Source organism: Mycolicibacterium aichiense, from assembly GCF_010726245.1.
GTDB lineage: Bacteria > Actinomycetota > Actinomycetes > Mycobacteriales > Mycobacteriaceae > Mycobacterium > Mycobacterium aichiense.
In genome coordinates, this window is the sequence record NZ_AP022561.1 from 4,664,152 (window position 1) to 4,678,300 (window position 14,149).

A 14,149-nucleotide genomic window follows, 5' to 3' on the forward strand; every position below is an offset into this window, starting at 1 on the left:
TCGGAAGAAGGTAGGCCCACGCGGCGGCGCGGCCCGCCCGGCGCCCCGTCGCGGCCCTTGCGAGACGGCTCCTTGCCCCCTTGCGTAGCCGGTCACAGCGTTACTAGGATGTCCTAGTATTCAGCCGGCAGGTCAGCCAAGGGGCAGTCATGAGCACAACCATCCAGCACTTCATCGACGGTAAGCGCAGCAACCTCAGCAGCACGCGCACCGCGGACGTCTTCAACCCCAGCACCGGTGAGGTGCAGGCCCAGGTTCTGCTGGCCTCAGCCGCCGACGTCGATACCGCGGTGGCCTCCGCGGTCGAAGCGCAGAAGGAATGGGCGGCCTGGAATCCGCAGCGGCGCGCCCGCGTCCTGATGAAGTTCATCGAGCTGGTCAACGCCAACGTCGAAGAGCTCGCCGAGCTGCTGTCCATCGAGCACGGCAAGACCGTCCCCGATTCCAAGGGCGACATCCAGCGCGGCATCGAGGTCATCGAGTTCGCCATCGGCATCCCGCACCTGCTCAAGGGTGAGTTCACCGAAGGCGCAGGCGGCGGCATCGACGTGTACTCGATCCGCCAGCCGCTCGGCGTCGTCGCCGGCATCACGCCGTTCAACTTCCCGGCGATGATCCCGTTGTGGAAGGCCGGCCCCGCCCTGGCCTGCGGCAACGCGTTCATCCTCAAGCCGTCCGAGCGGGACCCCTCGGTCCCGGTGCGCCTGGCCGAGCTGTTCCTCGAAGCCGGCCTGCCCGCCGGTGTGTTCCAGGTGGTGCAGGGCGACAAGGAAGCCGTCGACGCGATCCTGCAGCACCCCGACATCAAGGCCGTCGGCTTCGTCGGCAGCTCCGACATCGCGCAGTACATCTACTCCACCGCGGCGGCCAACGGTAAGCGCTCGCAGTGCTTCGGCGGCGCCAAGAACCACATGATCGTCATGCCCGACGCTGACCTGGACCAGGCCGTCGACGCGCTGATCGGCGCCGGTTACGGCAGCGCCGGTGAACGCTGCATGGCCATCAGCGTCGCGGTCCCGGTCGGGGAGGAAACCGCAAACCGCTTGCGCGGCAGGCTCGTCGAACGCATCAATGAGCTGCGCGTCGGACACAGCCTGGACCCCAAAGCCGACTACGGCCCGCTGGTGACCAGCGCCGCACTGCAGCGGGTCCGCGACTACATCGACGCCGGTGTGGCCGCGGGAGCCGAGATCGTGGTCGACGGCCGCGAGAAGACCAGCGATGAGATGACGTTCGATGACGCGAGCCTCGAGGGCGGCTTCTTCATCGGCCCCACCCTCTTCGACCACGTCACCACCGACATGTCGATCTACACCGACGAGATCTTCGGCCCGGTTCTGTGCATCGTGCGCGCACACGACTATGAAGAGGCGCTGCGGCTGCCGACCGAGCACGAATACGGCAACGGGGTGGCCATTTTCACCCGCGACGGTGATGCCGCTCGCGACTTCGTCTCCCGCGTTCAGGTCGGCATGGTCGGCGTCAATGTTCCGATCCCGGTTCCGGTGTCCTACCACACCTTTGGTGGCTGGAAGCGCTCCGGCTTCGGCGATCTCAACCAGCACGGTCCGCACTCGATCCTGTTCTACACCAAGACCAAGACCGTCACCGAGCGGTGGCCGTCGGGAATCAAGGACGGCGCCGAGTTCGTCATCCCCACAATGCAATGAACTATCTGACCCTCGACGACGACGATCGCGTGATCGCCGACACGGCGGCCGCGTTCGCGATCAAACGCCTTGCGCCCCATGCCTTGGACTGGGACCACTCCAAGGAGTTCCCGGTCGACGTGCTGCGCGAGGCTGCCGAGCTGGGGATGGCCGCCATCTACTGCGCCGAGGACGTCGGCGGCAGCGGGCTGCGGCGCCTGGACGCAGTGCGGATCTTCGAGCAGCTCTCGACGGCCGACCCTGCACTGGCGGCGTTCTTGTCGATCCACAACATGTGCGCGTGGATGATCGACACCTACGGCACCGACGACCAGCGCAAGTCGTGGATCCCGCGGCTCGCCTCGATGGAAGCCATCGCCAGCTACTGCCTCACCGAGCCGGGAGCGGGATCGGACGCTTCGGCGTTGCGCACCAAGGCGGTTCGCGATGGTGACCACTATGTGCTCGACGGGGTCAAGCAGTTCATCTCCGGCGCGGGTAGCTCGGACGTGTACATCGTGATGGCCCGCACCGGCGCCGACGGACCGCGTGGCATCTCGGCGTTCGTCGTCGAAAAGGACACCCCTGGGCTGACTTTCGGCGCACAGGAGGAGAAGATGGGCTGGAACGTGCAGCCCACCGCGCAGGTGATCCTCGACGGCGTGCGGGTCCCCGCTGCGGCGATGCTGGGCGGCCCGGAGGGTGAGGGCACCGGATTCGGTATCGCGATGAATGGCCTCAACGGCGGACGTCTCAACATCGCAGCCTGCTCACTGGGTGGCGCACAAGCCGCCTACGAGAAAGCGGCGCGTTATCTCGCCGACCGGCAGGCCTTCGGTGGAGCACTTCTCGACGAGCCGACCATCCGGTTCACGCTGGCCGACATGGCGACCGCGCTGGAAACCTCGCGGTTGATGCTGTGGCGCGCGGCCGTCGCCTTGGACAACAACGAACCGGACAAGGTCGCGCTGTGCGCCATGGCCAAACGGTATGTCACCGACGCCTGCTTCGAGGTCGCCGACCAGGCGTTGCAGTTGCACGGCGGATACGGCTACCTGCGGGAGTACGGGATCGAGAAGATCGTTCGCGATCTGCGGGTGCACCGAATCCTGGAGGGCACCAACGAAATCATGCGCGTGGTCATCGGGCGAGCAGAAGCTGCCCGGGCACGCGCAACGGCATGAGGCAAAGGAGCCACACATGACGACGGTCGCGTTCCTGGGGCTGGGCCATATGGGCGGGCCGATGGCGGCCAATCTGGTCAACGCCGGCTACACGGTGCGGGGCTTTGATCCGGTACCCGCATTACGCGCGGCGGCCGAGGAGAAAGGCGCGACGGTCTTCGACGCCGGCGCCGCCGCAGTGTCCGAGGCAGACGTCGTCATCACCTCGTTGCCCAACGGTGCGATCGTGAAAGCCTGCTATGCCGAAGCGCTTCCGGCCGCCGCGACGGGCACGCTGTTCATCGACACCTCGACGATCTCCGTCGACGACGCCCGCGACGTCAACGCACAGGCCTCGGCGGCCGGGATGGCTCAGCTCGACGCCCCCGTCTCCGGCGGCATCAAGGGTGCCACCGCGGGCACGCTTGCATTCATGGTCGGCGGCGACGCCGAAGCATTGGACAGGGCTCGACCGGTCCTGGATCCGATGGCCAGCAAGGTGATTCACTGCGGGTCATCGGGCGCAGGCCAGGCCGCCAAGCTGTGCAACAACATGGTGCTGGCCGTGCAGCAGATCGCCGTGGGGGAAGCCTTCGTGCTGGCCGAGAAGCTGGGCCTGTCGGCACAGTCGCTGTTCGACGTGATCACCGGCGCCACCGGAAACTGCTGGGCGGTCCACACGAACTGCCCTGTGCCCGGACCTGTTTCGACGTCACCGGCCAACAACAACTTCCAGCCTGGCTTTGCCACCGCGCTGATGAACAAGGACCTCGGGCTGGCGATGGATGCGGTGTCCTCGACCGGCGCCACCGCACCACTGGGCACCCATGCCGCCGAGATCTACGCCAAGTTCGCCGAGGAGCACGCCGATCTGGACTTCAGCGCGGTCATCGAAACCCTGCGTTAGAAATCTCCGGCGTGGTGGCGCAGCGTCTCGATAGACGCCACCAGGGCCCGGGCTTCCGGCGCGGCCATCCCGATATCGGCGAACACCACCTCGTTGAGCGTGGCGGTGGCGTCCTCCACCGTCGAGCGCCCCAGGTCGGTGATCTCGACCAGCGTGGTGCGCCCGTCGGTGGGATGCGGCACGCGCCTGACCAATCCGTCGGCCTCCAGCCGGCGGATCGCGTGCGTGACGCTGGTGACGTGCACCTGCAACCGGTCTGAGGCCTTGGTGATCGGTAACGCCCCGGAGCGGCTGAACGCCAACAGCCGCAACAGCTCGAAGCGGGAGAAGCTCAGATCGTAGGGCCGCAACGCGTTCTCCACCCGGGCCAGCAGGATCTGGTGGGCCCGCATCACCGAGGTCACCGCCACCATGCCCTCGGCGACATCACCCCACCCGGCGCGCTCCCAGTTGCGTCGCGCGGCAGCGATCGGGTCCGGCTTGGCGGGCGGGATTGATTCGGCCATCCGGACATTCATACCGCATGGCGCAGACCTACAGGCTGCGCTGTAACAGCACGTCGCCGGTCTCGGCCTTGACGACCTGGACTGCGGCGATCTTCTCCATCGGCATCGACGTGCTGCCGGTCGGCGAGGCGGACTCCCCTTCGCGCGCCATCCACGTCGCCAACTGCACCCTGCTGCCGTCGCGACCGACGGCATACATCGCCAGCTTGTCCGCGTCCTCGGTCGCGTCGGCGCCGATCTCCTGGTGGTAGGTGCAGGTCATCTCGATATGGGTGCCCCACCCCATCGGAGTGACCTGGATCGTCGCGTCGAACGACGACGGCATCACCGGCGTCATGCTGACCGTCGCGGCCGAGACCTGCGGGGCTGGGGTGTGCGCGCCGAAGGGTGCGGGCTTGATCGCGACGAAGACACCAACGGCCAGCACCGCAGCGGCTGCGGCGGCCACCGACCAGGTGATCCACCGGCCCCGGCGACGGCGCCTGCGCACCTCGAACAGCACGCCGTCGAGCAGCTGCGGGCGCAACGGCGGTGGTTCCATCCCGCCGGTGTCGATGGCGGTCACCTCGTCGGGGGTGAGCATGGCCAGCAGCGCGGGCATCCCGCTGAGCTCGCCGACGGACGAACGGCAGGGCACGCATCCGCTGAGGTGCGCTTCGTATTCGCGGCGCTCACTGCTCGACAGCGACCCCAGTACGTAGGCGGCGTCCCATGTCTCGTACGGATCGTGTGGATCCTTCACCGGGTCACCCCCATCTCCTGCAACGTCAGCCGAAGCGCGCGCACCGCGTAGTGCAGTCTCGACTTCACCGTCCCCTCGGCGATCTGAAGGTCGGCCGCGATCTGCGCTGTGGTCCAGCCAAGATAGTAGGAACGGCGGACGACGGCGCGATGATCGGGCGACAGCTGCGCCAGCGCATCCCCGATCAGCAGCCGGTCCAGCGCGCTGTTGACCTCGTCCGGCCCTGCGGGCTCCGGCGCACCGTCGGTGTTCAGCGAGTCGGTCTCCCGGCGGAACCGGGCGCTGCGCCGTTCGTCGATGATCATGTTGCGGGCGACCGTGAACAGCCACGCCCGTGCAGAACGCTCGGCGTCGCCGGCGACCTCCGGATGCTGCCAGGCCCGCAGCAGGGTCTCCTGGACCACGTCCTCCGCGCGGGCCGGATCGCCGGTCAGCCGCAGCGCATAGCGCCATAGCGCGGCCGCGTGCTCCTCGTAGAGCACCCGAACCAACGCCGCCTCCGGGTCGTCCATGGTCAACCTCCCGGCTGATACACGTAACCGGTGGGTGTTTGGTTCACAGTGTGCGCTCGCCGCCGGGCGTCAGCCGCGAAATCGACTTCAGGGTCGTGATCGTCGCCGGACAACAGCCATGATGGCGGTCTCGGCGCCGATTACACCGTGAGGATGCGCGGGCCGTCGTCGGTGACGGCGACGGTGTGTTCCCAGTGCGCGGCGCGGGACCCGTCGGCGGTGACGACGGTCCACTCGTCGGCCAGGATTCGGGTCTTGGTGGTGCCCAGGGTCAGCATCGGTTCGATCGCCAGCACCGATCCGGCGACCAGTGTGGGGCCGCGACCGGGCTCGCCCTCGTTGGGCAGGAACGGGTCCATGTGCATGGCCCGGCCGATGCCGTGCCCGCCGTAGCCGGCGACGATGCCGAACCGGCGGCCGTAGGTCTGCTCGGCCGCGCGGGTGCCCTTCTCGATGGCATGCGACACGTCGGTGAGCCGGTTGCCCGGGATCATCGCCGCGATACCGGCTTCCATCGACTGCTTCGTCGCCGCCGACAGCGCCTCATCCATCGCGATCAAAGTGCCGATTCCGAACGTGACAGCGGCATCGCCATGCCAGCCGTCGATGATCGCCCCGCAGTCGATCGACACCAGGTCGCCGTCGGCGAGCTTCTCGTCGGCCATCGGAATGCCATGCACCACACGGTCATTGACCGACGAGCAGATGCTGGCCGGATAGCCGTGATAGCCGAGAAAAGACGGGGTGCCGCTGGCCTGCCGGATCACCGACTCGGCGACGTCGTCGAGGTCCTTGGTCGATACCCCGGGGGCGGCGGCCGCCTGGACGGCCCGCAACGCTGCCGCCACCACGGCGCCGGCGGCGGCCATCGCATCCAGCTCCCCCGGCGTGCGGGCGGGAACGGTTTTGCGATTGCGCAGCCCGGGCAGTGAAACCATCGAAACTCAGCGACCGAGTGCGTGCAGCGCCCGCGCGAACACCTCGTCGAGGCTGCCGACGGCGTCGACGGTCTTGAGCTCGTCGGAGTAGTAGTCGAGCAGCGGCGCGGTCTCGTCGCGGTACACCTTGAACCGGTTGCGGATGACGTCCTCGGTGTCGTCGGCGCGGCCACGGCCCTTGAGGCGCTCGACCAGCTCATCCTCGGGCACCCGGAACTCGAGCACCGCATCCAGCACCAAGTCGCGCTTGGCCAGCATCTGCTTGAGCGCCTCGGCCTGCTCCACCGAGCGGGGGAAGCCGTCGAGGATGAAGCCGCCGGACACATCCGCGTCGTTGAGCCGGTCGTCGACCAGCGCGTTGGTCAGCGTCGCCGGAACCAGGTCACCGGCGTCGAGGTACTTCTTGGCCTCCAGCCCCAGCTCGGTGCCGGTGCTGATGTTATGCCGGAACAGGTCACCGGTCGAGATCTGCGGTACGCCGAGCTTGTCCGCCAGCTTGACCGCCTGAGTTCCTTTGCCCGCGCCCGGCGGTCCCAGCAGAACGATTCTCACTTCAGGAACCCTTCGTAGTTGCGCTGCATGAGCTGGCTCTCGATCTGTTTGACCGTATCCAAACCGACACCGATCATGATCAGAACCGCGGTACCGCCGAACGGCAGGTTCTGGACGCCGCCGCTATTGCCCATCTGCAGGAAGACGTTCGGCAGGACGGCGATCACACCCAGGTAGATCGAGCCGGGCAGGGTGATCCTGTTCAACACGTACCGCAGGTAGTCGGCGGTCGGCTTGCCCGGCCGGATGCCCGGGATGAAGCCGCCGAACTTCTTCATCTCGTCGGCACGTTCGTCAGGGTTGAACGTGATCGAGACGTAGAAGTAGGTGAAGAAGATGATCAGCCCGAAGTAGATGGCGATATAAACGGGATCCGCTGGGTTCGTCAAATAGTTGGCGACGAAACGATCCCACCAGCCGTTGCTCGGGGTTGTTCGACCGCTCTGGATCAGCTGAGTGATCAGGTGCGGGATGTAGATCAGCGACGACGCGAAGATCACCGGGATGACGCCGGCCTGGTTGACCTTCAGCGGCAGGTAGGTCGACGTGCCGCCGTACATCCGCCGGCCGACCATGCGCTTGGCGTACTGCACCGGGATGCGGCGCTGTCCCTGCTCGACGAATACGACGCCGATGATGATCAGTAGAGCCGCCCCACAGACCGCGGTGAAGATCAGGCCGCCACGGCTGTCCAGGATGCTCTTGCCCTCAGCGGGGATGCGAGCAGCGATACCGGCGAAGATCAGCAGCGACATGCCGTTGCCGACGCCCCGCTCGGTGACCAGTTCGCCCATCCACATGACCAGCGCGGCGCCCGCGGTCATCACCAGGACGATGATGACCAGCGAGAAGATGCTGGTGCTCTGCAGGATGTCCAGGGTGCAGCCCTGCAGCAGTCCACCGTTGGCGGCCAGGGCCACGATGCTGGTGGCCTGCAGGATGGCCAGCGCGATCGCCAGGTAGCGCGTGTACTGGGTCATCTTGGCCTGACCGGCCTGACCCTCCTTGCGCAGCTGTTCGAAACGCGGGATGACCACCGTGAGCAGCTGCACGATGATGCTGGCGGTGATGTAGGGCATGACGCCCACCGCGAACACCGTCAGCTGCAGCAGTGCGCCGCCGGAGAACAGGTTGATCAGCGAATAGATCTGCCCGCCGGCACCACCACTCACCTGCTCGATGCACTGGTGGACGTTCTTGTAGTTGACCCCGGGGGACGGCAGTGAGGCGCCGACCCGGTACAGGATCACAACACCCAACGTGAACAGGATCTTTCGCCTCAGGTCGGCCGTCCTGAGCGAAGAGATGAAAGCCGAGAGCACTCTTCCTCCTGGGCAGCCGGACGTGAGTCACAGCGTGCCATTGGGGCTGGCCTGGCCAGCGTTCGGGTAATCCTGCCTTGCGCCGATCGCCGCCTGGATTTTCACCCGCGGCACCGCTCGCTCAAACAGTCTACGAGAGTAACAGTTGGCCCAGGCAGGGCGGGAATCCGCGGATCAGCTTCCGGCGGGCAGCAGCGAAGCGACGCGGGAATCGGTACGGCCGCAGGCCGCTGCGCGCTCAGGAATCGCACAGCGGGAACAACGTACAGTCGATAGTGGTTAACTCAGCTAAGTATAAATGGCGGCAGTGAGGTCAAACGATGACGCGTACCGACAACGACACCTGGGACCTGGCCTCCAGTGTGGGTGCCACCGCGACTCTGGTCGCCGCTGCCCGCGCGGCGGCGAGCCGGGAGCACGACCCCTTGATCGACGACCCGTTCGCCGAACCCCTGGTGCGGGCCGTCGGCGTCGACTTCTTCACGAAGATGGCCAGCGGCGACCTGCCGAACCCGGACGACGACAGCGCCATGGGCGTCACCCGGATGACCGACAACATGGCGGTGCGCACGAAGTTTTTCGACGAGTTCTTCCTGGGCGCCGCCGACGCCGGTGTCCGTCAGGTCGTCATCCTCGCCTCCGGCCTCGACTCCCGTGCCTACCGACTGGACTGGCCGGCCGGCATGGTCGTCTACGAGATCGACCAGCCCGACGTCATCGCGTTCAAGACCCAGACGCTGGCCGAGCAGGGCGCCGCACCCACGTGTGACCGCAGGCCGGTGGCGATCGATCTGCGCAACGACTGGGCCACCGCGCTACGCGAGGCAGGCTTCGACCCGCAGGCGCCCACCGCGTGGAGCGCCGAAGGTCTGCTGGGCTACCTCTCGCCGGACGCGCAGGACCGTCTGCTGGACACCATCACCGACCTGTCCGCTCCCGGGAGCCGGGTGGCCATCGACGCCGCGCCGCCGTCGAACCCCGAGGAACAGGAAGAGTCGCGCGAAAAGATGCAGACCATCTCGCAGCACTGGCGCGACAACGGCTTCGACCTCGACTTCGGCTCGCTGGTCTATCTGGGCGAGCGCAACGAGGCCAGCGACTACCTGACCGACCATGGCTGGCAGGTCGATCGCTCCCCGGTCAACGACCTGCTGGCCGCCGGCCGGCGCGGGACCTTCGACGACGACGAGCCGATGGGCAAGCTCTACTACCTCAGCGCCATCTACGGCGGCGCCCGATGAGCCGCAGCGACTCCGACTCCTGGGACCTGGCCACCAGCGTCGGCACCACCGCCACCATGGTGGCCGCCGCCCGCGCGGTGGCCAGCCGCGAAGAGAACGCCCTTATCGACGATCCGTTCGCCGCTCCCCTGGTCCGCGCCGTCGGGATCGAGGTCTTCACGAAGATGGTCGACGGCGACATCGACATGGCAGCCATGGACGGCTCCGAGACCGCCCGGGTGATGACCGGTGTGATGGCGGTGCGGACCCGTTTCTTCGACGACTTCTTCCTGACTGCGGCCGCCGCCGGAGTGCGACAGGCGGTCATCCTGGCCTCCGGCCTGGACTCTCGGTCGTATCGGCTGGACTGGCCGGCGGGCACCGTGGTCTACGAGATCGACCAGCCCCAGGTCATCGACTTCAAGACAGAGACGCTGGCCGCGCTCGGCGCTTCCCCTACAGCGGATCTCCGCACGGTCAGCGTCGACCTGCGCGACGATTGGCCGGCCGCACTGCGGGCCAACGGTTTCGACGCCACCTTGCCGACCGCCTGGAGCGCCGAAGGCCTGCTCGTCTATCTGCCACCGGAAGCCCAGGACCGGTTGTTAGACAACATCACCGCGCTGTCCGCGCCCGGCAGCCGGATCGCCACTGAATACCACCCGGACGGCGGCCGCGGTCTGGCTGAGCGCTCCAAGGCGATCAGCGACCAATGGCGCGAACGAGGGCTGGACATCAACATGTCCGATCTGTTCTACGACGGAGAACGAAACCCCGTCATCGGCTACCTCGAACAGCAAGGCTGGCAGGTCGGCTCCCAGGCGCGAGCAGACCTGTTCGCCGCGTACGGACGCCCCTTCCCCGAGACCACCCTGACCGAATCACTGCGGAACTCCGTGTCCGTCACCGCAATCCGGAAGTAGCACCATGAGCCAGACAAACAGCCGATACGACGGCGACACCTGGGACCTGGCATCCAGCGTCGGCGCCACCGCGACATCGGTCGCGGCATCGCGCGCGCTGGCCTCCCGCGGCCCGGACGCACTCATCCACGACCCGTACGCCGAGGTACTCGTCAAGGCCGTGGGCGTGGAGTCCCTCATCCGGGTCGCCAACGGCGAAGCCAACATCGAGGACGACCCGATGCTCAACCGGCGCCGGATGACCGAGCAGATCGCCGTGCGCACCCGGTTTTTCGACGACGTGTTCACCAACGCCGCCCGCGACGGCATCACCCAGGCCGTCATCCTGGCCTCGGGTCTGGACACCCGCGCCTACCGGATGAGCTGGCCCGCCGGCTCGGTGGTGTTCGAGTTGGACCAGCCTCAGGTCATCGAATTCAAGACCCGCGTGATGGCCGACCTGGGGGTCTCGCCGACCGCCGATCGCCGCACCGTCGCGGTCGACCTGCGCGATGACTGGCCGACGGCATTGCGGGAACACGGTTTCGACATCACCCAGCCGACGGCGTGGATCGCCGAGGGCTTGTTGATCTATCTGCCGCCGGAGGCCCAGGACCGATTGCTGGACAACGTCACCGCGTTGTCGGCACCGGGAAGCCGATTCGCCACCGAATTCATGGCCGCCGGAACGACACTGCCGGACAGCTGGCGCGACAGGTTCAAGAAGTACTCGGCACAGATCGGCTCCGACATCGACCTGCCTGCCCTGTTCTACGACGGCGAGCGCAACTCGGCGGGCGACTACCTCGCCGAGCGCGGGTGGCGCATCAGCACGGTGAGCACCCGGGAATCCTACGCCGCCAACGGCTTTGACCTGCCCGACGACGAGACGCTGGTGCAGTTCAGCGACAGCACCGGTTACCTGACCGCCACCCGATCACAGGAGCAGTGATGACCCGAACCAATGACGACAGCTGGGACCTGACCTCCAGCGTCGGCGCCACCGCGACAGCCGTGGCCGCCGGACGCGCGCTGGCCACCAGCGACCCGCGGCGGCTGGTCAACGACCCGTTCGCCGATCCCCTGGTTCGCGCGGTCGGCATCGACTTCTTCATCAAGATGATCGACGGCGAACTGGACACCTCGGCATTCGGCGACCTCGCTCCCGAGCGTGTGCAGTCGATGATCGACGCAATGGGCGTGCGGGCCAAGTTCTTCGACGACTACTTCATCTCGGCGACCGGAACCGGCATCCGGCAGGCCGTGATTCTGGCGTCCGGTTTGGATGCCCGCGCATATCGGCTGCCGTGGCCGTCGGGCACCGTGGTGTTCGAGATCGATCAGCCCGACGTCATCGCGTTCAAGACCGGAGTGTTCGACGACCTCGGTGTTCAGCCGACCGCCCAGCGCCACACCGTCGGCATCGATCTGCGCGAGGACTGGCCGGCCGCACTGCGCGCCGCCGGCTTCGACCCGAGCCTGCCCACCGCGTGGCTGGCTGAGGGACTGTTGGTCTATCTGCCGTCCGAAGCACAGGACCGGTTGTTCGACACGATCACCGAGCTGAGCGCGCCCGGCAGCGCCGTGGCCACCGAATTCGTGCCCGGAATCATGGATTTCGACCCGTCGAAGGGGACGGCGATGACCGCCCAGGCCCGCGAACAGGGCCTCGACATCGACATGGGGTCGCTGGTCTACGCCGGCCCTCGCAGCCACGTGATGGAGTACCTCACCGGGAAGGGCTGGGATGTCACCGGGGTCGCCGACGAGGAGCTGTTCCGCCAGCTCGGACTGCCGCCCAGGCCCGAGCGGGACGACAACGACCCGTTCGGTGAAATCGTCTACGTCAGCGCCACTCTGGGCTGAACCCCAGCCATAGCGCAGTGGTTCCGGTCAGGGCACGCTCGCTCTGATCCACCACTCCCCTGATGGACTGGCCCATCAGCACCGCGATGGCTTCCGGCAGTGAGGCCGCAGCCGGCTGCGATGAAGGCTTGGGGCGCAGGAAGTCCCGCAGCGACGAGCTGGGGTAGCTGACCAGTTCGGCCTTGGTGTCGGCGTCGATCCCGGCGAGCACCTTGGCCCGTCGTACCGCCGTCCGCAGGCCCCCGAGTTCGTCGACCAATCCGTGCTCGAGGGCATCGGCCCCGGTCCACACCCGGCCCTGCGCCACCGCCTCGACCGCCTCGACGGACATGTGCCGAGCCTCGGCCACCCGCTGCACGAAGTCGGTGTAGAACAGATCGGCCTCGGCCTCCACCAGAGCCTGCTGTTCCGGGGTGAACGGCGCATTGACCGACCACGCGTCGGCATTGTCGTTGGTGCGCACACTGTCCGAGCCGACCCCCAGGCGCTCTTTGAGGCCCCGTGCCACGAGCTTGCCGGTCAGCACACCGATCGACCCGGTGATGGTGCCCGGGTTCGCGACGATGGCGTCGGCGGCCATCGCGACGTAGTAACCGCCCGATGCGGCGACCGCGCCCATCGACGCCACTACCGGCTTACCCTTGGCGCGCAGGCGGTTCACTTCGCGCCAGATCGTCTCCGAGCCCGTCACCGAGCCGCCGGGACTGTCCACCCGGACGACAACCGCGTCCACATCGTCGTCGGCCGCGACCTCGCGCAGCGCCGCTCCGATGGTGTCACCGCCGGCGCTGGACCGCCCGATCGGCAGGCCCTGTGGGCCGCCGCGGCCGCTGACGATCGACCCGGCGACGGTGACCACCGCGATCCTCGGGCGCTTCTTGCGGCCCGGCACCGACGGCATCGGCACCGCGGGACCGCCCTTGCCCGCCTGCGCGTAGCGGGACAGATACAGCCGCGGCGGGGCGTTGTCGCCGGAGTCGGCGTCACCGGATTCCGGCGAAACACCTTCCGGAGGGCAGGAGCGGAGCGACCCGGGAATAGGCTGAGCGCCAGTGAGTTCCGCGATCCGGCTGTACGCCTCGTCGCGGAAGCCGATCCGGTCGACCAGGTGTCCGTCGACCGCGGCGTCGCGCAGCAGCGGCGCCTGGTTTGCCAGTACGTCGACCGCGGCCACGTCGATGTGCCGCGACTCGGCGATGGCCTGCCACACCTGGCTGTGCAGGCTGGCGATCAACCGGGAATCGGCCTCGCGATGGGCGTCGGTGTAGTGGTCCTGGGTGAACAGATTGGCTGCCGACTTGTACTGGCCGCGCGTCACGAACTGCGCCTCGATACCGGCCTTGTCCAGGGCGTCCCGCAGAAACAGGGCGTTGGTGGCGAAACCGATCAGGCCGACGGTGCCCGTCGGTTGCATCCACACCTCGGAGAAGGCGGACGCCAGGTAGTACGACAAGGTGCCGGGGTACGTTTCGGCCCACGCCAGCGACGGCTTGGTCTCGCTGAAGGCGGCGATGGCGGCCCGCAGTTCCTGCACCGGTCCGGCCGGGGCAGCCGAAAGCTGAACGCGGGCAATCAGTCCCGCCACCCGCGGATCCTCTGCGGCGCGATGGATCGCGGCGACCGCGTCGCGCAGCAGCATCGTCCGGCCGCCACCGGTGATGAAGGTCAGCGGATCGAAGCCGCTGGACTCCGGCGGCACCGTCTGCAGGTCCAGCTCCAGGATGCAGCCGTCGGGCACACCGTGGTGCCGGGCGGTGTCGATGCGCCGCAGCGCGTCGCGGAGGTCGTCGGCGCCCGGTATCGCGGGCAGGAAGGCGAACATACAGTCGAGATTACCCACGCCGGTGCGGGTGCCCCTGCGCGCGCTCGT

The 14,149-nt window shown here is 67.5% G+C and carries 14 protein-coding genes; 7 read left to right on the forward strand and 7 right to left on the reverse strand.

Annotated features, from left to right (window positions below; genetic code table 11):
- Positions 1-149: 149 nt before the first annotated feature.
- The 3 genes from G6N32_RS22500 to mmsB are packed head-to-tail and all read left to right on the forward strand — an operon-like array spanning position 150 to position 3,719.
- Positions 150-1,670, forward strand: coding sequence for a CoA-acylating methylmalonate-semialdehyde dehydrogenase (locus G6N32_RS22500; protein WP_115321942.1), 1,521 nt, complete (start codon positions 150-152; stop codon positions 1,668-1,670).
- Complete coding sequence (locus G6N32_RS22505; protein WP_115321943.1) at positions 1,667-2,833, forward strand: isobutyryl-CoA dehydrogenase; 1,167 nt, start codon at positions 1,667-1,669, stop codon at positions 2,831-2,833. Before G6N32_RS22500 ends, G6N32_RS22505 begins: the two co-directional genes overlap by 4 nt.
- Before the next feature lie 16 nt (positions 2,834-2,849).
- Positions 2,850-3,719, forward strand: a complete 870-nt coding sequence (gene mmsB / locus G6N32_RS22510) for a 3-hydroxyisobutyrate dehydrogenase (protein ID WP_115321944.1) — start codon at positions 2,850-2,852, stop codon at positions 3,717-3,719.
- Here mmsB and G6N32_RS22515 read toward each other — a convergent pair.
- The 6 genes from G6N32_RS22515 to secY all read right to left on the reverse strand — a co-directional run bounded on the left by G6N32_RS22515 (position 3,716) and on the right by secY (position 8,291).
- Positions 3,716-4,225, reverse strand: coding sequence for a MarR family transcriptional regulator (locus G6N32_RS22515; RefSeq protein WP_115322090.1), 510 nt, complete (start codon positions 4,223-4,225; stop codon positions 3,716-3,718). The genes mmsB and G6N32_RS22515 overlap by 4 nt on opposite strands.
- A gap of 28 nt (positions 4,226-4,253) precedes the next feature.
- On the reverse strand, positions 4,254-4,967 hold the full coding sequence (locus G6N32_RS22520; RefSeq protein ID WP_115321945.1) for an anti-sigma factor family protein: 714 nt from the start codon (positions 4,965-4,967) through the stop codon (positions 4,254-4,256).
- On the reverse strand, positions 4,964-5,479 hold the full coding sequence (locus G6N32_RS22525; protein WP_115321946.1) for a sigma-70 family RNA polymerase sigma factor: 516 nt from the start codon (positions 5,477-5,479) through the stop codon (positions 4,964-4,966). The genes G6N32_RS22520 and G6N32_RS22525 overlap by 4 nt, the downstream gene beginning before the upstream one ends.
- 140 nt (positions 5,480-5,619) lie before the next feature.
- Positions 5,620-6,417 (reverse strand): type I methionyl aminopeptidase, encoded by a 798-nt coding sequence (map, locus tag G6N32_RS22530; protein ID WP_115321947.1) that lies wholly within the window; start codon positions 6,415-6,417, stop codon positions 5,620-5,622.
- 6 nt (positions 6,418-6,423) lie between these two features.
- A complete protein-coding gene (locus G6N32_RS22535; RefSeq protein WP_115321948.1) occupies positions 6,424-6,969 on the reverse strand; it encodes an adenylate kinase in 546 nt (181 codons plus the stop codon).
- Entirely contained in the window at positions 6,966-8,291 is a 1,326-nt protein-coding gene (gene secY / locus G6N32_RS22540) for a preprotein translocase subunit SecY (RefSeq protein ID WP_115321949.1), read from the reverse strand. The genes G6N32_RS22535 and secY overlap by 4 nt, the downstream gene beginning before the upstream one ends.
- Before the next feature lie 320 nt (positions 8,292-8,611).
- On the opposite strand from secY, the gene G6N32_RS22545 reads away from it, so the two are divergent.
- From G6N32_RS22545 to G6N32_RS22560, 4 genes are read left to right on the forward strand one after another with little or no spacing between them, the layout of a single operon-like run.
- A complete protein-coding gene (locus G6N32_RS22545; RefSeq protein ID WP_115321950.1) occupies positions 8,612-9,532 on the forward strand; it encodes a class I SAM-dependent methyltransferase in 921 nt (306 codons plus the stop codon).
- The gene (locus G6N32_RS22550; RefSeq protein WP_115321951.1) at positions 9,529-10,434 is read left to right on the forward strand and encodes a class I SAM-dependent methyltransferase; all 906 of its coding nucleotides are present in this window, start codon (positions 9,529-9,531) and stop codon (positions 10,432-10,434) included. The genes G6N32_RS22545 and G6N32_RS22550 overlap by 4 nt, the downstream gene beginning before the upstream one ends.
- 4 nt (positions 10,435-10,438) lie before the next feature.
- Positions 10,439-11,365: a class I SAM-dependent methyltransferase gene (locus tag G6N32_RS22555; protein ID WP_115321952.1), complete on the forward strand. Its 927-nt coding sequence runs from the start codon at positions 10,439-10,441 to the stop codon at positions 11,363-11,365.
- Positions 11,365-12,279, forward strand: a complete 915-nt coding sequence (locus G6N32_RS22560) for a class I SAM-dependent methyltransferase (protein WP_115321953.1) — start codon at positions 11,365-11,367, stop codon at positions 12,277-12,279. Before G6N32_RS22555 ends, G6N32_RS22560 begins: the two co-directional genes overlap by 1 nt.
- Here the strand turns inward: G6N32_RS22560 and sppA are convergent.
- Entirely contained in the window at positions 12,260-14,101 is a 1,842-nt protein-coding gene (sppA, locus tag G6N32_RS22565; protein ID WP_115321954.1) for a signal peptide peptidase SppA, read from the reverse strand. The two genes, G6N32_RS22560 and sppA, sit on opposite strands and share 20 nt — an antisense overlap.
- Positions 14,102-14,149: the final 48 nt, after the last annotated feature.